Origin of the sequence: Anoxybacillus sp. UARK-01 (assembly GCF_002075365.1) — a bacterium.
Lineage (GTDB): Bacteria > Bacillota > Bacilli > Bacillales > Anoxybacillaceae > Anoxybacteroides > Anoxybacteroides rupiense.
Map to the genome: position 1 here is coordinate 13,230 of NZ_NASY01000055.1, position 16,341 is coordinate 29,570.

Genomic DNA, 16,341 nt, shown 5'->3' on the forward strand with positions numbered 1-16,341 from the left:
GATACATTGGCTAGAAACAGGGATGAAGCAAAACATGTTGGCTTCTTTGTTCGTCCAAACTAGAATGTTCGACTATAAAAACACCCCACACTGCTGGATATTTAATCAACAGTGTGGGGATGAAGCTAAATCAATAGAGCTGATCAGATGCAATCATGGATCAATGGTGGGCGCAGCGTCCCCAAGGAAACACTACACCTTGATAGGATAAGGATTAACCAATACTTCCTTCCATCTCGAATTTAATGAGACGGTTCATCTCTACCGCATATTCCATCGGAAGCTCTCTTGTAAATGGCTCAATGAAGCCCATCACGATCATTTCCGTCGCTTCTTGCTCCGAAATGCCTCGGCTCATGAGATAGAACAGTTGCTCTTCTGATACCTTTGATACTTTTGCTTCGTGCTCTAATGAAATGTTATCATTTAAAATTTCATTGTATGGGATGGTATCAGAAGTAGACTGATTATCCATAATGAGCGTGTCACATTCAATATTGGAGCGAGAGCCTGATGCTTTTCGACCAAAGTGGACGATTCCGCGATAGGTTACTTTTCCGCCCTGCTTAGAAATAGATTTAGAAACAATGGTCGAAGATGTGTTTGGCGCCAAGTGGATCATTTTCGCCCCAGCATCTTGATGCTGGCCTTTTCCAGCGATCGCAATGGAAAGCGTCAAACCGCGCGCGCCCTCTCCTTTTAAAATCACAGCCGGATATTTCATCGTTAATTTAGAGCCAATATTTCCGTCAATCCACTCCATTGTTGCGTTTTCTTCGCAAACCGCACGCTTCGTTACAAGGTTAAAGACGTTGTTGGCCCAGTTTTGGATTGTTGTATAGCGGCAGTACGCACCCTTCTTCACAATAATTTCCACAACGGCGCTGTGAAGCGAGTTTGTGGTATACACCGGAGCGGTACAGCCTTCCACATAATGCACATGTGCGCCTTCATCGACAATAATCAATGTACGCTCAAATTGTCCCATGTTTTCCGAGTTAATCCGGAAATATGCTTGCAACGGAGTTTCCACTTTCACTCCTTTCGGAACATAAATGAACGAGCCGCCCGACCACACTGCCGAGTTAAGCGCTGCAAACTTGTTGTCTGTTGGCGGCACCACTTTTGCCCAATGCTCTCGGAAAATATCTTCATTTTCTTTAAGAGCGGAATCCGTATCCTTAAAAATCACACCGAGCTTTTCAAGGTCTTCTTTCATGTTGTGGTACACCACTTCGGATTCGTATTGCGCTGATACCCCTGCCAAATATTTTTGCTCCGCTTCTGGAATGCCTAATTTATCAAATGTCGCTTTAATTTCCGCAGGCACTTCATCCCATGAACGCCCTGATTTTTCTGATGGCTTTACATAATACGTAATTTCATCAAAATTTAAACTTGATAAATCGCCACCCCATTGTGGCATTGGTAAGCTATAAAAAATATCTAACGCTTTTAAGCGAAATTCCAGCATCCATTGCGGCTCATTTTTCATTCGCGAAATTTCTTCTACAATCTCTTTCGTCAATCCGCGTTTCGCACGAAACACCGAAACATCCTTATCGACGAAGCCATATTTATATTCGCCGATTTCTGGCATTTTTTTCGCCATTATGATTCGCCTCCTTTTTTACAAGCCTTTCATTGCTGTGAGCGTAAGCCTTTCTCCATCGCCTTCCATGCAAGCGTCGCACATTTAATGCGAGCAGGAAATTTAGAAACGCCCTGAAGCGCTTCAATATCTCCTAAATCAAGCGATTCATCGTATTCCTTTCCCTGCATCATATCAGAGAAGACATGGGCTAACTCTAGTGCTTCTTCGATCGTTTTTCCCTTAATTGCTTGCGTCATCATCGAAGCAGACGACATCGAAATCGAACAGCCTTCCCCTTCAAATTTCGCATCCATCACCTTTCCGTCTTCTACCTTCATCGTTAAATGGACACGATCGCCGCATGTCGGATTGTTCATATTAATATCAATATTTTCGCCCTCAAGCACGCCGCGGTTTCTCGGATTTTTGTAATGATCCATGATGACTTGGCGATACAATGTATCTAAAGGGTTATTAAAAGACATGGCTGAAATACTCCTTCGTTTTCTTTAATGCCGCTACTAACCGATCAATGTCTTCCTCGGTATTATATAAATAAAAGCTTGCTCGCGCAGTCGCGGAAACATGGAGCCATTTCATTAAAGGCTGCGCGCAATGATGTCCGGCACGGACGGCAATTCCTTCCGCATCAAGCACCGTGGCCACATCATGAGGATGAACATTGTCGATATTGAATGTGACAAGACCTGCACGTTCCTTTGGTCCATAGATCGTCAAGCCTCCAATAGCGGAAAGCTGCTCTAGCGCGTATTGCGCCAATTGGTGTTCATAAGCCATGATATTTTCTAAACCGATTTGCTCAAGAAAATCAATAGCGGCTCCTAGCCCAATCGCACCAGCAATAATCGGCGTTCCCCCTTCGAATTTCCACGGGAGTTCCTTCCATGTCGATTCATACAAACCGACAAAGTCAATCATTTCTCCGCCGAACTCAACGGGTTCCATTTGCTCCAAAAGCGAACGTTTACCATATAATACGCCAATGCCTGTCGGACCGCACATCTTATGCCCAGAAAATGCAAGAAAATCACAATCCAAATCTTGCACATCGACTTTCATATGCGGTGCGCTTTGTGCAGCATCCACAACCATGACAGCACCATTTTGATGAGCAATTTGCGCAATTTGCTTAATTGGATTTATCGCACCTAAAACGTTCGATACTTGCATAACAGAAACAATTTTTGTATTCGGCGTCACCGTTTTTTCAACATCTTCTAGACTGATGGATCCGTCTTCTTGAAGCGGAATATATTTCAACGTAGCGCCTGTATATTTAGCCACCTGCTGCCAAGGAATGATATTGCTATGATGTTCCATATACGTGATGACAATTTCGTCTCCTTCGCGCAGATTGGCGCGTCCGTAACTCGCCGCCACGGTATTTAATGCGGTCGTCGTCCCGCGTGTAAATATAATTTCCTGTGTTGATTTTGCATTAATAAATTTGCGTACTTTTTCACGCGCTCCTTCATACGCATCCGTCGCTTTCGTTCCAAGCGTGTGCACGCCGCGATGAACGTTTGAGTTATATCCGCGATAATATTGATTAAGCGCTTCAATTACCGGAAGAGGCTTCTGAGAAGTAGCTGCGCTGTCAAGATACACTAATGGCTTCCCATTAACTTCTTGGTCTAAAATTGGAAACAGCTGACGAACCTCTTTTACGTTCATTATTTAACTTTCCTTTCAATGATTTCAATAAGTTGCTTTTTCACGTTCTCCAGCGGGATTTCTTTGACAACAGGTGCTAAGAATCCATGAATAATTAAACGCTCTGCCTCCACCTTTGGAATACCTCGGCTCATTAAATAATAAAGCTGAATGGGATCCACCCGTCCAACAGAAGCAGCATGGCCCGCTATTACATCATCTTCATCAATTAAAAGGATCGGATTGGCGTCGCCGCGCGCTTTGTCGCTGAGCATAAGCACACGCGATTCTTGCTCAGCATTTGATTTCGCAGCACCGTGCTCAATTTTGCCAATACCATTAAAAATGGAAGTCGCGCTATCCTTCATGACGCCGTGCTTTAAAATGCGGCCTTCTGTATTCTTGCCGTAATGCACAACGCTTGTCGTGAAGTTTTGCGTTTGCTCGCCGCGTCCAACCACCACGGTTTTTGTGTCGCCATAAGAACCGTCGCCGATTAATCGCGTAATATTTTCAGAAACGGTATTTCCATCATTCATCAATCCTAATGCCCACTCAATGCGGCCATTGCGTCCTGCGATCCCGCGGCGATTGACATATGTGGTCGTTCCCTTTGCCAAATGGTCAACCGCTGCAAAAATCACTTGAGCATTTTCATGGGCAAATACTTCAGCGACAATATTAACCACTGCATTCGCATTTTCATGGATGGAAACATAGTTTTCAACATAGGCAAGTTTACTATTCGCTTCCGCTACGACAATCACGTGATTAAACAGTGCCGCATCCTGTGTTTCATGAATATAAACAGCTTGAAGCGGGGTATTGATTTCCACATTTTTAGGAACATATACAAAAACGCCGCCATTGAGAAGCGCTGCATGAAGAGCCGTCAAGCGGTGCTCATCGATTTTGACTCCATCCTGCATAAAATATTTTTTCACAAGCTCTCCATGTTCACGCACAGCCGTGAAAATATCCGTAAAAATAACTCCTTGCTTCTTTAAGTCATCCGATAATGAAACATATGCTGGTGTCTGGTCGCGTTGAATGTATAAATTTTTTGCTTCTTCGCCTGCATCAACAAGTGTTTTTACTGATTCCGGAAGTTCTTCTAGAGATGCAAACGGCGCACTTTGTACAAAATGTTGTGTGATCTCGGTAAAATTCCATTTATCAATCTTTGTTTTATCTGGCTTTGGCAATGACAACTCTTCTGCTTTGGCAAGAGCTTGTAAGCGAAGATCTAAAAGCCAGCTTGGTTCTCCGCGCCCTTCAGAAAAAGTGCGCACATACTGTTGATCGAATGGTAGTTTCGTTTCGATTGCCATAAATAATCCTCCTAACGCTTACGCTTCTTGCTCAATCATTTCATCTTCAATGCCCAATTCTTTTTTGATCCAGTCATATCCTTCAGCTTCTAAGCGCTGCGCTAATTCTGGACCGCCGGATTTCACAATGCGTCCTTGCATCATCACATGCACATAATCTGGCGTAATGTAATTAAGCAATCGTTGATAGTGAGTGATAATTAAACAGCCAAAATCGCTGCTGCGCATTTCATTAACACCTTTTGAAACGATTTTTAAAGCATCAATATCAAGACCCGAGTCGATCTCGTCTAAAATCGCAATTTTCGGCTCTAGCATCATAAGCTGAAGAATTTCATTGCGTTTTTTCTCTCCACCGGAAAATCCTTCATTTAAGTAACGATGAGCCATATCAGAGTTCATTTCAAGGAACTCCATTTTTTCATCTAATTTGCGAATGAACTTCATTAACGAAATTTCGTTCCCTTCTCCAAGACGAGCATTAATGGCAGAACGAAGGAAATCGGCATTCGTCACACCGCTAATCTCGCTTGGATATTGCATAGCTAAAAATAAACCGGCGCGCGCGCGCTCATCTACTTCCATTTCAAGAACGTCTTGTCCATCTAGTGTAATGCTTCCTTTTGTTACTTCATATTTTGGATGGCCCATAATTGCGGAAGATAGCGTTGATTTTCCCGTTCCGTTCGGCCCCATAATGGCATGAATTTCTCCGCCTTTTACCTCCAAATTTACACCCTTTAAAATTTCTTTCCCCTCCACTGATACGTGAAGATCTTTGATTGTCAATACCGCCATAAAAATACCTCCAATTTTCTAAAAGAAGTTTGTGTATCTCATCGTTATTGTGATTCTCATTTTATTCTCATTACAATCTTATAACAAATGAAAGGTATTAGCAACCATTTAACTCCATTAGTATACTTTTTAAATAAAAAAGTTTAATAAGTAAACATATCAAAAAAGCCTCCTATTCTGGAGGCTTTTGCACTAATGTTTTGTCGTCAATTCGGCAATGCATTCTTGAACAAGCGTCACCGCTTGGCTCATCGCTGCGCCTCCCGCAAACGCTACCGCAACGCTGCAAGCTTCCAAGATTTCCTGTTCTGTCGCCCCTTGATCGATACAGCCTTTCGTATGATAAATCGTACAATATTCATCTTGTGTAGCTAGGCTAATCCCGAGAGCGATCAATTGCTTTTCTTTTTGCGACAAAGCTCCCTTCTGAAAGCATGCTTTAGTAAAGGCATTAAATTTCTCTGCCACTGCGGGGATTTTCTGTGTGAAGGCGCCCAATCCTTCTTTATAATGCTGCAATGCCGCTTCTGTTGAAGAATGTGTTGGTTGATTCATCCTCAAGCTCCTTTCAAAATCATAAGAACTGCGGTTATATTATTGACTAAAATGGGAAGATCATATAACTGAATCGAAAAGAAAAATCGGCTTGAACGATCTGGAAGAAATGGTTGCATAATCATCAAGCCCCGTGGTTTCTCATGCTGATTACACCAAAAGTAAGAGAACATTAAAAAGCGGAAGCTCCGCTATGAAGCTTCCGCTTTCTTTATAGTATTACTCAGTTGCTGGAATGACAGCACCTTTGTATTCTTTTTTGATGAAATCTTGAATTTCTTTGGATTGAAGCACTTCGACAAGCGTTTTAATGTCTTTGCGATTCTCATCGCCTTTACGTACCGCAATAATATTCACATATGGATTGTTTTTTGGCGACTCGACAGCAATTGGATCTTTCGCAGGATCCAATCCGGCATCTAAAGCGTAGTTGGCGTTAATCACGACCGCATCGCCCTCATTGTTTTGGTAAACTTGTGGCAGCAAACCGGCATCAACATCGGTTTTAAATTTTAACTTCTTCGGATTTTCTACAATATCCTTAACCGTGGCTTTTGTTTTATCAATGCCGTCTTTTAATTTAATAAGTCCTTTCTCTTGAAGCATGGACAAAATACGCCCGTGATCAGCGACAGAGTTGCTCATAATAATGGTGGCTCCCTCTGGAAGCTCCTCAAGGCTTTTGTATTTTTTAGAATAAATTCCGATTGGTTCAATATGAATACCGCCAGCATTGACAAAATCATAGCCGTTTTCTTTCATTTGTGCCTCTAAGTAAGGAATGTGCTGGAAATAGTTAGCGTCGATTTCTTTATTCTCTAACGCCTTATTCGGCAAAATATAATCCTGGAATGTGACAATCTTTAAGTTGACGCCTTTTTCTTTAAGAATTGGCTTCGCTTTTTCTAAAATCTCAGCATGCGGCACATTCGATGCGCCTACTACTAATTCCTTTTTCTCTTGGTCTCCTTGTGCGCCGTCTTTGCCGCCGCATGCCGCCAACGCGAGCACAAGCACTACCGCTAATAATGCACCCCACCATTTTTTCATCTGTTTTTCCTCCTTTATATTGTTATCTCTTATCTATTTTGGAAGTGACAAAGTCACCGATAAGCTGAATGGCAAATACAATGATTAAAATGAGCACTGTAGCAACAAAGGTCACATCGTTATGACTGCGTTGGAACCCTTCTAAATAAGCAAGATTCCCAAGGCCACCAGCGCCCACTACTCCCGCCATCGCCGTATAGCCAACTAACGCAATAGCGGTTACGGTGATCCCTGAGACAAGAGCCGGCAGCGATTCAGGAATCAATACCTTCCAGATGATTGTCGCCGTTGTCGCTCCCATGGCTTTCGCCGCTTCAATCACACCTTTGTCAATTTCACGCAAAGCGATCTCCACCATGCGCGCATAAAATGGAGCAGCGCCAATAATCAACGCCGGCAAGGCCGCGTTTGCCCCAAGAATCGTACCGACTAGCATCTTTGTAAAAGGAATAAGCAGAATAATTAAAATAATAAATGGGATAGAACGAAAAATATTAACAAAAGCAGAAACGATTGTATGAATGGCTTTGTTTTCCCAAATATTATCTTTGGATGTTAAAAACAGCAACAATCCTAGAATGAGTCCAAATACAAATGTAAACGCCACGGCAACTCCTGTCATATACAGCGTTTCCGACGCTGCCGCCCAAATCGATTCCCACTGAACGTTAGGAAACATGCTACTCATTCGTCATCACCTCCACACCGACTTGTTGCTGACGAATGTAGTCAAGCGCTCTGGCTACTTCCTCATCCGTTCCACTCATATGAACAAACAGCACTCCATACGAGCCCTGATGGGTTTGTGAAATCTTCCCTTGCAAAATATTAATGGTTATTTCAAAATTTCGGATCAGTTCTGCGATGAGCGGCCGTTCAGTCGCATGGCCAGCAAAAGTAAGCTGGACAACTTTGCCGTTAGGATATTGGTTGAACAAATGAGCAATCGTCCCTTTCGTTTCTTCAGGTTCCGTAATCTGTTGAACAAACCGTTTCGTTATCATCTGTTGCGGATTTTGAAATACATCCAATACCTTTCCTTCTTCGACAATCTTTCCGTTTTCCATTACCGCCACACGATCACATATTTTACGGATTACATGCATTTCATGAGTAATTAATACAATAGTCAATCCGAGGCGCTGATTAATATCAACTAAAAGCTCAAGAATCGAATCTGTCGTTTGCGGATCCAAAGCAGAAGTCGCTTCGTCGCATAACAGCACCTTCGGGTTGTTCGCGAGCGCCCGCGCAATACCGACACGCTGCTTTTGCCCCCCGCTGAGCTGCGATGGATAGGTATTTTCTCTTCCGTGCAGACCCACAAGATGAATGAGTTCATCCGCCCGCTTTAACCGCTGTTCCTTTGGAACTCCAGCAATCTCTAAGGGAAACGCAATATTGTCTCGGACCGTCCTTGACCAAAGCAAATTAAAATGCTGAAAAATCATTCCGATTTCTTGCCGCGCCTTGCGCAATTCTCTTCCTTTAATACTTGCGATGTCTTGACCGGCAACCATCACTCTTCCATTTGTAGGCTTTTCCAAGCCATTTAAAAGACGGATCAGCGAGCTTTTTCCAGCACCGCTATATCCAATAATGCCAAAAATCTCCCCTTCTTTAATGTGCAAATTTACATCATTGACAGCTGTTACCGCTCCCTGGCTTGACGAATATACTTTTGTTACATTTTCTAGCGTAATCAAACGCGATTCACCTTCCTTGTTCCAGCAACTAAAAAACCTTTCTGCTCAAGAGAACAGAAAGGTTTTAATATCTCCCATTTCTGTCTCTTATCTCTCAAAGCGAACGCTTTGTGTGAATTGGCACCATTTCAGTCGAATGCTGACGGTTGCCGGGTTTCATAGGGCACATCCCTCCACCTCTCTTGATAAGAGCAGCAACGCTCCTTTATTCAGTTAATGCTTTAATTCATCTAAGAATTATACAAATTACAAAAGTGATTCTATCATTCTATAAAGGAAGGTGTCAACAGAAAAATAATTCCTAATCATAGAATCAATACACAAGCGCCGATGATCCATTCAAAATGCTCTGGCTTAACACAACCTTTTCGGCATCTCCCTCGAGCAAAAGCGCCAGCGGGCCCATCTTGCCCACAAAGCGTTCGTTGTTTGACAAAGACATGCTGACAGTGGACAAGCAAAGGGTTTACAGATTATGACGGAAAAACGAGGAATCGGGCGGCGTTAATCGGTTTTTATTGGATCATCACCACGCCTGTTTTTAATATGTTCTAACCTCTCGTTGAAACTATTGTTTTATCAATATGAATGGACTTCATGACCGATTCAATTGTTGACGGCTATTTTCTACACCTCTGAATACAGCGAACGAATTCCTGTGGCAATGGCGATGGCTTGCTCTAAATCCTCAATTAAGTCTTCGACATTTTCGATGCCGACCGATAGACGAATCAAATCTTCCGTAACTCCCGAGGCCTGCAAATCTTCTGGGCTCAACTGCTGATGCGTGGTGCTGGCTGGATGAATAATTAAGCTTTTGGCGTCTCCTACATTGGCCAAGTGCGACCAAAGCTTCACGTTGTTAATGAGAGCCGCTCCCGCTTCTCTTCCTCCTTTAATGCCGAACACCACAACGGCTCCCGCTCCTTTCGGCAAATATTTTTCGGCCAAATTCTTGGCTGGATGCTTTTCGTGTCCAGGATACAGCACCCATTCTACTGCCGGATGGCGATCTAAATAGTCTACAATCCGACGCGTGTTAGCAATATGCTCTTTCATGCGTACATGAAGCGTCTCAAGCCCTAAATTAAATTGAAACGCATTAAATGGGCTAATCGCTGGTCCAAGATCCCGCAGCAATTGCACACGAGCCTTAATGATATAAGCAGCCGGACCTAAAGCTTCTGCATACACAAGATTGTGATAGCTTGGATCCGGAGTTGTAAATCCCGGAAATTTAGGAGAATCCCAATTAAACTTTCCTCCGTCTATAATAATGCCGCCAAGCGTTGTACCGTTTCCAAGCAGCCATTTAGTAGCTGAATGAACAACGATATCCGCCCCATACTCAATCGGACGGCATAGATATGGAGTGGCAAACGTATTATCAATAATGAGAGGAATACCCGCTTCATGCGCAATGTTGGCTACCGCTTCAATATCTAGTACGTGCAAACTTGGATTACCAATCGTTTCTGCAAAGATCGCTTTCGTTTTTGGCGTAATGGCAGCACGAAAATTTTCCGGATTAGCGGGATCAACAAAATGCGTTGTAATCCCATATTTCGGAAGGGTAGTGGCAAAGAGGTTATAGGTACCTCCATATAGCGTTGAAGCTGACACAATCTCGTCTCCTGCTTGCGCTATATTTAAGATCGCAAGCGTGATTGCGGCCATGCCGCTTGCTACTGCAAGACTTCCAATTCCTCCTTCTAATTGTGCCACTCTTTCCTCAAAGACTGTGGCGGTCGGGTTATGAATGCGCGTATAAATGTACCCTTCTTCTTTCAATGCGAATAAGTTGGCTGCATGCTCCGTATTGGCAAATTGATAAGCGTTCGATTGATAAATCGGAACGGCTCTTGCTCCTGTCACAGGATCTGGACTTACCCCCCCATGCACCGCCAGCGTTTCTAAACGATATGATTTTTCGCCCACTGTCATCCTCTCCTTTTTATAATCAAATGAAAACCCCCTCTTCATCATAAGAAGAGGGGGAAATTTCCTTTAACTCTTCTTATCTGCCAGAGCGATACACTCTGCTGGAATTGGCACCGTGTCAAACCGGTTGCCGGGCTTCATCGGGCCAGTCCCTCCGCCACTCTTGATAAGAACTTGTTTATTATTTTATTTTTCTGAATAATAACACTGTTTTTTTATCATGTCAATAACATTTCGTGATTTCATATTCAAGAGGCATAACGATATGGTTTAGCTAAATGAAGAAGCGATTCTAATAAAAGCATGTGACGAAAGCTACCGGAAACCACTAATTCTTTTAAGCGGAGCTGCTGCTGCAATTTAAGTTCACCTTTCAACAGACTAACAAGCGCCTCTTTCGACCCTCTAATGGTTAATATCTTCCTTTCATCAGCTTCCTGCGCCAGATGAACTCCCGTTTTTGAAATGGCGAAAATCAGTGTTTCTGCATCGCATTCAAAGCGAATGTAGAGTTCCTCCTCCGGTAAAATCGGCAACAGATGGTGCAACGTCTGTACACGTTCCATAAATTTTTTAGTTAATTCATAAATCTTCATCGTTTTCCCGCCTCTCCATTATCCTTTTCTCTCATTTATTTCCATAGAAAAAGGCATAATTCCTTTATAAACTTGTCGACAAATCATCAAGAAAACGTACACGATTTTTCATATTTCCCGAGAAATATGTCAAAAAAACTCTAAATAAAAAAGCAAGCCCCCAAAGGCTTGCTTCAATCTATACGGATGCCAACACTTCTGCACAATCTAAAATGGACCTATCTACTGTTTGTTCTTCTCTTATCCATAAATGCATGCATTACGGCTTTTGCAATTCTTGAATCACCTCATATAAATATGGGACAGATTGAAATGCATATAACTTCTTTTTCATTTCCCCGTTTCTAAATAACAGCAGGCAAGGTACACTTTCAATTTCCCAGCTGACCGCTCGATCCGGCATATAGTTAATATCGGACTTCCGAAAGGCTACATGAGAAGTTAGCTCTTGAACAATGCTGACCATGCGATTCGCTAGCTGGCATGTGCCGCACATCGGTGTATATACATACAAACATACAAACTCCTCCTGCTGAATGAGTTCATCTAATTGCTGTATCGTTACTTCTTCCACACTTCTTCACACCTTTTACCAATCATCTGCATACACATCAATATTAGCGCTCAGCAGCACCGTTGCAATATGTTTTTTAGGTGCTGCGGCCACCTCTCGATACATGCGATCGATATATAAATGCTCCGCCTCAGGAAATTCACGGCGCAGCTGCTTTCGCAATCGTTCTCCCGCTTCATCCGAATCCACTAAGATAAACACTTCTTTATCATACAGCTGATCAATCCACTCATCTAATTTTGCACGGCTGATCGTCCCGTTTGTGCAAATGATTTCAACGGAATCTTTAATCATGCCCTCTATTTTCTTTTTGTCGGAGCGCCCCTCGACAATAATTACTTTTTCTTTATCCATCATGATCATCACCTAATGAAAAGAAGTTATGTATATTGTATTCCATTCGCTCTTTGTTTTCTACCTTCCTGCTTCCAAAAATAAAACAGCCTTGAGATCGGAGAAACAATCCATGCTTGCTTTAACCATTCACTATTCATATAAAAGATATAACGCCGCGGCATTATTAGCCACGGCGTGCTAGAATCGATCTTATTCTTGGTTAATCATTTGCTCATATTGTTCAGCCGTCAATAAACGATCGATTTCGCTTAAATCAGTCGGCTCAACAACAATCATCCATGCCTTCTCATATGGAGATTCATTGACAAATTCAGGATTGTCGTTTAATTCTTCATTAATTTCAACAACTTTTCCACTGATAGGGGCATACAGCTCAGAAACCGTTTTCACTGATTCAACACTGCCAAACGGCTCGTTTGCTGTAAGTTCCGCACCTACCTCTGGAAGCTCAACAAATACGATATCTCCTAACTCGGATTGCGCAAAATCAGTAATTCCAATTCGAACTTTACCATCTTCCACACGTACCCATTCATGTTCTTCAGAATAGCGCAATTCTTTTGGTGTGTTCATGATTTATGTCCCTCCAACAGCAATGTATTCTTTTTAATAATAACTGATTTTTTTGAAAAACTCGACTGTATTCGTTATACTTGTCCAAAAATTTTTTCATAAGCTTGCTCATCAAATCCTACTACCACATGCGTCCCATCTGTTGCAATCGGCCGTTTAATCAGCATGCCATCCGATGCCAATAGTTCAAGCAGCTCGTCGTCAGTCGCTGTGCTGATGCGATCTTTTAATCCTAGCTCCCGATACCTCATGCCGCTTGTGTTAAAAAACTTTTTGAGCGGAAGCCCGCTTTGTTGATAAAGCTCTCTTAATTCATCTTTTGTTGGTGGATGTTCGGCAATATGTACATCATTCACTGCGATGCCGCGCTCCTCTAACCATTTTTTCGCTTTTCGGCAAGTGCTGCATTTCGGATACCAGTAAAAAGTTAACATGATCGTTCATCACCCTCTATAAACAAAGTACCAGACGATTCGTCTGGTACTTCTCATTATTACACAATATAACGTTCTGCTTCAATGAGCGCGGCCGCCGCTTCGCGTTTTTTGGCAATGACATTGATTGGAGTATGGCGCGTAAGCTTGCGCAATGCCGATAGCATCATTCGCAGCATATCTCCTTGCTCAACCGCTACAATCGTTTCTTTTGCATGTGCTTCGATTTCATTAAATGCTTCCTGGCAGAAAATTTCTGTATATAAAATTTTTTGTTTATTTTTCTCTGCTCCAAATTTTTGAATCGCCTTTTCTGTGCGAAGAAGCGCTGATTCCATCGCATAAATATTGCTGACAATGTCGGCAATATTCACTAGCACTTCTTGTTCTTTCTCTAGTTTCGGGCCAAATTTCTGCACGGCTAGGCCGGCTGTCAACAGAGCAATTTTTTTCGCGTTCCGCACCAAATATTTTTCTTGCTCTAGCAATCCATCTCCTACTTCTTCCGGCATCAGCATCATGAGTTCTTCTTGCAGCTTTTGCGCTTTTTGCAAAAGAGGAAGCTCTCCCTTCATCGCTTTCCGCAAATACGTTCCCGGTACTAACAGGCGGTTGATTTCATTCGTTCCTTCAAAAATACGGTTAATGCGCGAGTCGCGATACGCCCGTTCAATTTCATATTCCTGCATAAAACCGTAGCCGCCATGAATCTGTACCCCTTCATCCACAATGTAATCCAATACTTCCGTTGCAAAAAATTTATTCAATGAACATTCAATGGCATATTCAGCAATAGATCTAGCAATTTCTTTTCCTTCTCTCGCTTGTTCGGCATCCAGCTTGCTCATGCGCTCCTCAAATAATCCAACTGTGCGATATACCGAGCTCTCCGCAGCGTATAGTTTTGATGCCATCGTCGCAAATTTTTCTTGTGTTAATGAAAATTGGGAAATTGGCGTTTTAAATTGCTGGCGCTGATTCGCATATTGAATCGTCACCTCTAGAGCCCGTTTGGAGCCGCCAACCGCTCCGACACCTAATTTATAACGGCCAATATTTAAAATATTAAAAGCGATGACATGCCCCTTTCCAATTTCCCCTAATAAATTCTCCTTCGGCACAAGGGCATCTTGTAAAATTAATGTGCGAGTGGAAGAGCTTTTAATTCCCATTTTCTTTTCTTCTGCTCCGGTAGACACCCCAGGAAAATCACGCTCTACAATAAAAGCCGAGAAATGCTCGCCATCCACTTTAGCATAAACGACAAACACATCCGCAAACCCTGCATTGGTAATCCATTGCTTCTCTCCATTCAAAACATAGTGAGTGCCTTCTGCATTCAGCTTCGCTGTCGTTTTCGCCCCTAGAGCGTCCGAACCGGAGCCCGGCTCTGTTAAAGCATAAGCCGCTATCTTTTCACCTGTGGCCAATGCCGGCAAATATTTTTGTTTTTGCGCTTCTGTTCCAAATAATACAATAGGAAGTGAGCCGATTCCTACGTGGGCGCCATGCGAAATCGAAAACCCTCCGGCCCGCGCCATTTTTTCGGCAATTAATGCTGAGCTGATTTTATCAAGCGACAAACCTCCATACTCTTCCGGTACATCCGCGCTTAAAAGTCCAATTTCTCCCGCTTTCTTTAGCAGTTTAACAGAACGATCAAACTCATGATTTTCTAAGTGCTCTAACTGAGGCAACACCTCATTGATCACAAATTCCTCTGTTGTTTTGGCGATCATTTTATGCTCATCTGTAAAATCTTCCGGAGTAAACACGCGTCCGCAGTCTACCTCTTCAATTAAGAAGCTGCCACCTTTCACCACATTATCCATCGCTTTTGCCATTGCGTTTCTCCTCCTTGTTTTTTATGTGAACAACCTTGATATCATCTGCTTTACACTACTCCAGTAATTCAAATACACCAGCGGCTCCCATGCCGCCGCCGATGCACATCGTAACAATACCAAATTGCTCATGCCGGCGGCGCATCTCATGAAGCAAGGTCAACGTTAATTTAGCCCCTGTGCATCCGAGCGGATGCCCGAGTGCAATCGCTCCGCCATTGACATTGACTTTTTCTTCATCTAGACCGAGCTCCCGAATCACTTGAATCGCTTGTGAAGCGAACGCCTCATTTAGCTCAAATAATCCGATATCGGAAAGCTCTAATCCAGCAAGCTTTAGCGCCTTTGGAACAGCAGCAATCGGCCCGATTCCCATCACTTCTGGAGGGACGCCTGCTACGGCGAATGAACGGAATTTTCCAAGAGGCTTCAAGCCAAGCGCTTCTGCCTTTTCGCGATCCATCACCATGACCGCTGCTGCCCCATCGCTTGTTTGCGACGCATTTCCTGCAGTGACTGTTCCATTAACGGCAAACGCCGGGCGCAGCTTTGCTAATATTTCTTTGTTCGTTTCCGGACGAACACCTTCGTCTTCAGCAAATACGATCTGTTTTTCCGCAAGTCGGTTATTTTCAACCGTACGGATCGTGACATTCACCGGAACAATTTCATCCACAAACTTCCCGTCACGGATCGCTTGGGCTGCCCGCTGATGGCTGCCTACAGCAAACGCATCCTGTTCTTCGCGGCTGATTCCATACTTCATAGCCACTTGCTCTGCTGTATGTCCCATTGACATATAGTATTCTGGAATGTTTTCAGCAATTTTTGCATTCGGCCTCACAACATGCCCCAGCATGGGGACAAGACTCATTGATTCAACGCCGCCAGCGATAATCGTGTCAGAGTGGCCAAGCATAATGCGTTCCGCTGCATAAGCAATCGCCTGCAGCCCTGATGAGCAATAGCGATTGATCGTAATGGCTGGAACAGTGTAAGGGAGACCTGCCAATGCCCCTATGTTGCGGGCTATATTTAGCCCCTGCTCCGCCTCCGGCATGGCGCAGCCAAAAATCAAATCATCGATGTCTCCATCATAATTTTCCGCTCTCTTTAATGTTTCTTTCACAACAAGCGCGCCTAAATCATCTGGACGCATATGAGCAAGCGTCCCTTTTTTCGCCTTTCCGACCGGAGTACGCGCTCCCGCTACGATGACTGCTTCTCTCACAATCTTCCCCCCTGTTTCTATATAGGCTTTATTTAAGATTTTACGAGCATGAATGCCTTACAGCATCCAAACCATATTCCACG

17 protein-coding genes and 2 riboswitches are annotated in these 16,341 nt (G+C 43.3%); all 17 genes read right to left on the bottom strand.

Annotation, left to right across the window (positions count from 1 at the left end; all coding sequences use genetic code 11):
• Window positions 1-214: 214 nt before the first annotated feature.
• The 17 genes from sufB to B6A27_RS17110 all read right to left on the bottom strand — a co-directional run bounded on the left by sufB (window position 215) and on the right by B6A27_RS17110 (window position 16,258).
• Window positions 215-1,612 carry a Fe-S cluster assembly protein SufB gene (sufB, locus tag B6A27_RS17030; RefSeq protein WP_044742747.1) on the bottom strand — a complete coding sequence of 466 codons (1,398 nt, stop codon included), beginning with the start codon at window positions 1,610-1,612 and terminating at the stop codon, window positions 215-217.
• A gap of 29 nt (window positions 1,613-1,641) precedes the next feature.
• Window positions 1,642-2,079, bottom strand: coding sequence for a Fe-S cluster assembly sulfur transfer protein SufU (sufU, locus tag B6A27_RS17035; RefSeq protein ID WP_080862747.1), 438 nt, complete (start codon window positions 2,077-2,079; stop codon window positions 1,642-1,644).
• Window positions 2,069-3,289 (bottom strand): cysteine desulfurase, encoded by a 1,221-nt coding sequence (locus B6A27_RS17040; RefSeq protein WP_080862748.1) that lies wholly within the window; start codon window positions 3,287-3,289, stop codon window positions 2,069-2,071. Before B6A27_RS17040 ends, sufU begins: the two co-directional genes overlap by 11 nt.
• Complete coding sequence (gene sufD, locus B6A27_RS17045) at window positions 3,289-4,599, bottom strand: Fe-S cluster assembly protein SufD (protein WP_080862749.1); 1,311 nt, start codon at window positions 4,597-4,599, stop codon at window positions 3,289-3,291. The genes B6A27_RS17040 and sufD overlap by 1 nt, the downstream gene beginning before the upstream one ends.
• Before the next feature lie 18 nt (window positions 4,600-4,617).
• Window positions 4,618-5,397 carry a Fe-S cluster assembly ATPase SufC gene (sufC, locus tag B6A27_RS17050; RefSeq protein WP_066148818.1) on the bottom strand — a complete coding sequence of 260 codons (780 nt, stop codon included), beginning with the start codon at window positions 5,395-5,397 and terminating at the stop codon, window positions 4,618-4,620.
• Window positions 5,398-5,589: 192 nt separating this feature from the next.
• Window positions 5,590-5,952, bottom strand: a complete 363-nt coding sequence (locus B6A27_RS17055; protein WP_080862750.1) for a carboxymuconolactone decarboxylase family protein — start codon at window positions 5,950-5,952, stop codon at window positions 5,590-5,592.
• A gap of 219 nt (window positions 5,953-6,171) precedes the next feature.
• Window positions 6,172-7,002, bottom strand: coding sequence for a MetQ/NlpA family ABC transporter substrate-binding protein (locus B6A27_RS17060; RefSeq protein WP_080862751.1), 831 nt, complete (start codon window positions 7,000-7,002; stop codon window positions 6,172-6,174).
• Window positions 7,003-7,024: 22 nt separating this feature from the next.
• Window positions 7,025-7,690 carry a methionine ABC transporter permease gene (locus tag B6A27_RS17065; RefSeq protein WP_066148813.1) on the bottom strand — a complete coding sequence of 222 codons (666 nt, stop codon included), beginning with the start codon at window positions 7,688-7,690 and terminating at the stop codon, window positions 7,025-7,027.
• A complete protein-coding gene (locus B6A27_RS17070; RefSeq protein WP_080862752.1) occupies window positions 7,683-8,708 on the bottom strand; it encodes a methionine ABC transporter ATP-binding protein in 1,026 nt (341 codons plus the stop codon). The genes B6A27_RS17065 and B6A27_RS17070 overlap by 8 nt, the downstream gene beginning before the upstream one ends.
• 84 nt (window positions 8,709-8,792) lie before the next feature.
• Window positions 8,793-8,900: riboswitch (SAM riboswitch) on the bottom strand.
• A gap of 435 nt (window positions 8,901-9,335) precedes the next feature.
• On the bottom strand, window positions 9,336-10,652 hold the full coding sequence (locus B6A27_RS17075) for an O-acetylhomoserine aminocarboxypropyltransferase/cysteine synthase family protein (protein ID WP_080862753.1): 1,317 nt from the start codon (window positions 10,650-10,652) through the stop codon (window positions 9,336-9,338).
• Window positions 10,653-10,722: 70 nt separating this feature from the next.
• A riboswitch (SAM riboswitch) is annotated at window positions 10,723-10,822 on the bottom strand.
• Window positions 10,823-10,897: 75 nt separating this feature from the next.
• Window positions 10,898-11,245 (bottom strand): SCP2 sterol-binding domain-containing protein, encoded by a 348-nt coding sequence (locus tag B6A27_RS17080; RefSeq protein ID WP_066148808.1) that lies wholly within the window; start codon window positions 11,243-11,245, stop codon window positions 10,898-10,900.
• 259 nt (window positions 11,246-11,504) lie between these two features.
• Window positions 11,505-11,819: a thioredoxin family protein gene (locus tag B6A27_RS17085; RefSeq protein ID WP_066148806.1), complete on the bottom strand. Its 315-nt coding sequence runs from the start codon at window positions 11,817-11,819 to the stop codon at window positions 11,505-11,507.
• Window positions 11,820-11,834: 15 nt separating this feature from the next.
• Window positions 11,835-12,182 carry a toprim domain-containing protein gene (locus tag B6A27_RS17090; RefSeq protein ID WP_044742759.1) on the bottom strand — a complete coding sequence of 116 codons (348 nt, stop codon included), beginning with the start codon at window positions 12,180-12,182 and terminating at the stop codon, window positions 11,835-11,837.
• Window positions 12,183-12,365: 183 nt separating this feature from the next.
• Window positions 12,366-12,749 carry a glycine cleavage system protein GcvH gene (gene gcvH / locus B6A27_RS17095; protein WP_044742760.1) on the bottom strand — a complete coding sequence of 128 codons (384 nt, stop codon included), beginning with the start codon at window positions 12,747-12,749 and terminating at the stop codon, window positions 12,366-12,368.
• 74 nt (window positions 12,750-12,823) lie between these two features.
• Window positions 12,824-13,183, bottom strand: a complete 360-nt coding sequence (locus B6A27_RS17100; RefSeq protein WP_066148804.1) for an arsenate reductase family protein — start codon at window positions 13,181-13,183, stop codon at window positions 12,824-12,826.
• 59 nt (window positions 13,184-13,242) lie between these two features.
• The gene (locus B6A27_RS17105) at window positions 13,243-15,027 is read right to left on the bottom strand and encodes an acyl-CoA dehydrogenase family protein (RefSeq protein ID WP_080862754.1); all 1,785 of its coding nucleotides are present in this window, start codon (window positions 15,025-15,027) and stop codon (window positions 13,243-13,245) included.
• Window positions 15,028-15,082: 55 nt separating this feature from the next.
• Window positions 15,083-16,258, bottom strand: a complete 1,176-nt coding sequence (locus B6A27_RS17110) for an acetyl-CoA C-acetyltransferase (protein WP_080862755.1) — start codon at window positions 16,256-16,258, stop codon at window positions 15,083-15,085.
• Between the last annotated feature and the right edge of the window lie 83 nt (window positions 16,259-16,341).

What these genes read in the sequence shown, in the direction of transcription:
- sufB (WP_044742747.1), bottom strand. Translation starts at nt 1,612, where the DNA reads ATGGCGAAAAAAATGCCAGAAATCGGCGAATATAAATATGGCTTCGTC.
- sufU (WP_080862747.1), bottom strand. Translation starts at nt 2,079, where the DNA reads ATGTCTTTTAATAACCCTTTAGATACATTGTATCGCCAAGTCATCATG.
- B6A27_RS17040 (WP_080862748.1), bottom strand. Translation starts at nt 3,289, where the DNA reads ATGAACGTAAAAGAGGTTCGTCAGCTGTTTCCAATTTTAGACCAAGAA.
- sufD (WP_080862749.1), bottom strand. Translation starts at nt 4,599, where the DNA reads ATGGCAATCGAAACGAAACTACCATTCGATCAACAGTATGTGCGCACT.
- sufC (WP_066148818.1), bottom strand. Translation starts at nt 5,397, where the DNA reads ATGGCGGTATTGACAATCAAAGATCTTCACGTATCAGTGGAGGGGAAA.
- B6A27_RS17055 (WP_080862750.1), bottom strand. Translation starts at nt 5,952, where the DNA reads ATGAATCAACCAACACATTCTTCAACAGAAGCGGCATTGCAGCATTAT.
- B6A27_RS17060 (WP_080862751.1), bottom strand. Translation starts at nt 7,002, where the DNA reads ATGAAAAAATGGTGGGGTGCATTATTAGCGGTAGTGCTTGTGCTCGCG.
- B6A27_RS17065 (WP_066148813.1), bottom strand. Translation starts at nt 7,690, where the DNA reads ATGAGTAGCATGTTTCCTAACGTTCAGTGGGAATCGATTTGGGCGGCA.
- B6A27_RS17075 (WP_080862753.1), bottom strand. Translation starts at nt 10,652, where the DNA reads ATGACAGTGGGCGAAAAATCATATCGTTTAGAAACGCTGGCGGTGCAT.
- B6A27_RS17080 (WP_066148808.1), bottom strand. Translation starts at nt 11,245, where the DNA reads ATGAAGATTTATGAATTAACTAAAAAATTTATGGAACGTGTACAGACG.
- B6A27_RS17090 (WP_044742759.1), bottom strand. Translation starts at nt 12,182, where the DNA reads ATGATCATGATGGATAAAGAAAAAGTAATTATTGTCGAGGGGCGCTCC.
- gcvH (WP_044742760.1), bottom strand. Translation starts at nt 12,749, where the DNA reads ATGAACACACCAAAAGAATTGCGCTATTCTGAAGAACATGAATGGGTA.
- B6A27_RS17100 (WP_066148804.1), bottom strand. Translation starts at nt 13,183, where the DNA reads ATGTTAACTTTTTACTGGTATCCGAAATGCAGCACTTGCCGAAAAGCG.
- B6A27_RS17105 (WP_080862754.1), bottom strand. Translation starts at nt 15,027, where the DNA reads ATGGCAAAAGCGATGGATAATGTGGTGAAAGGTGGCAGCTTCTTAATT.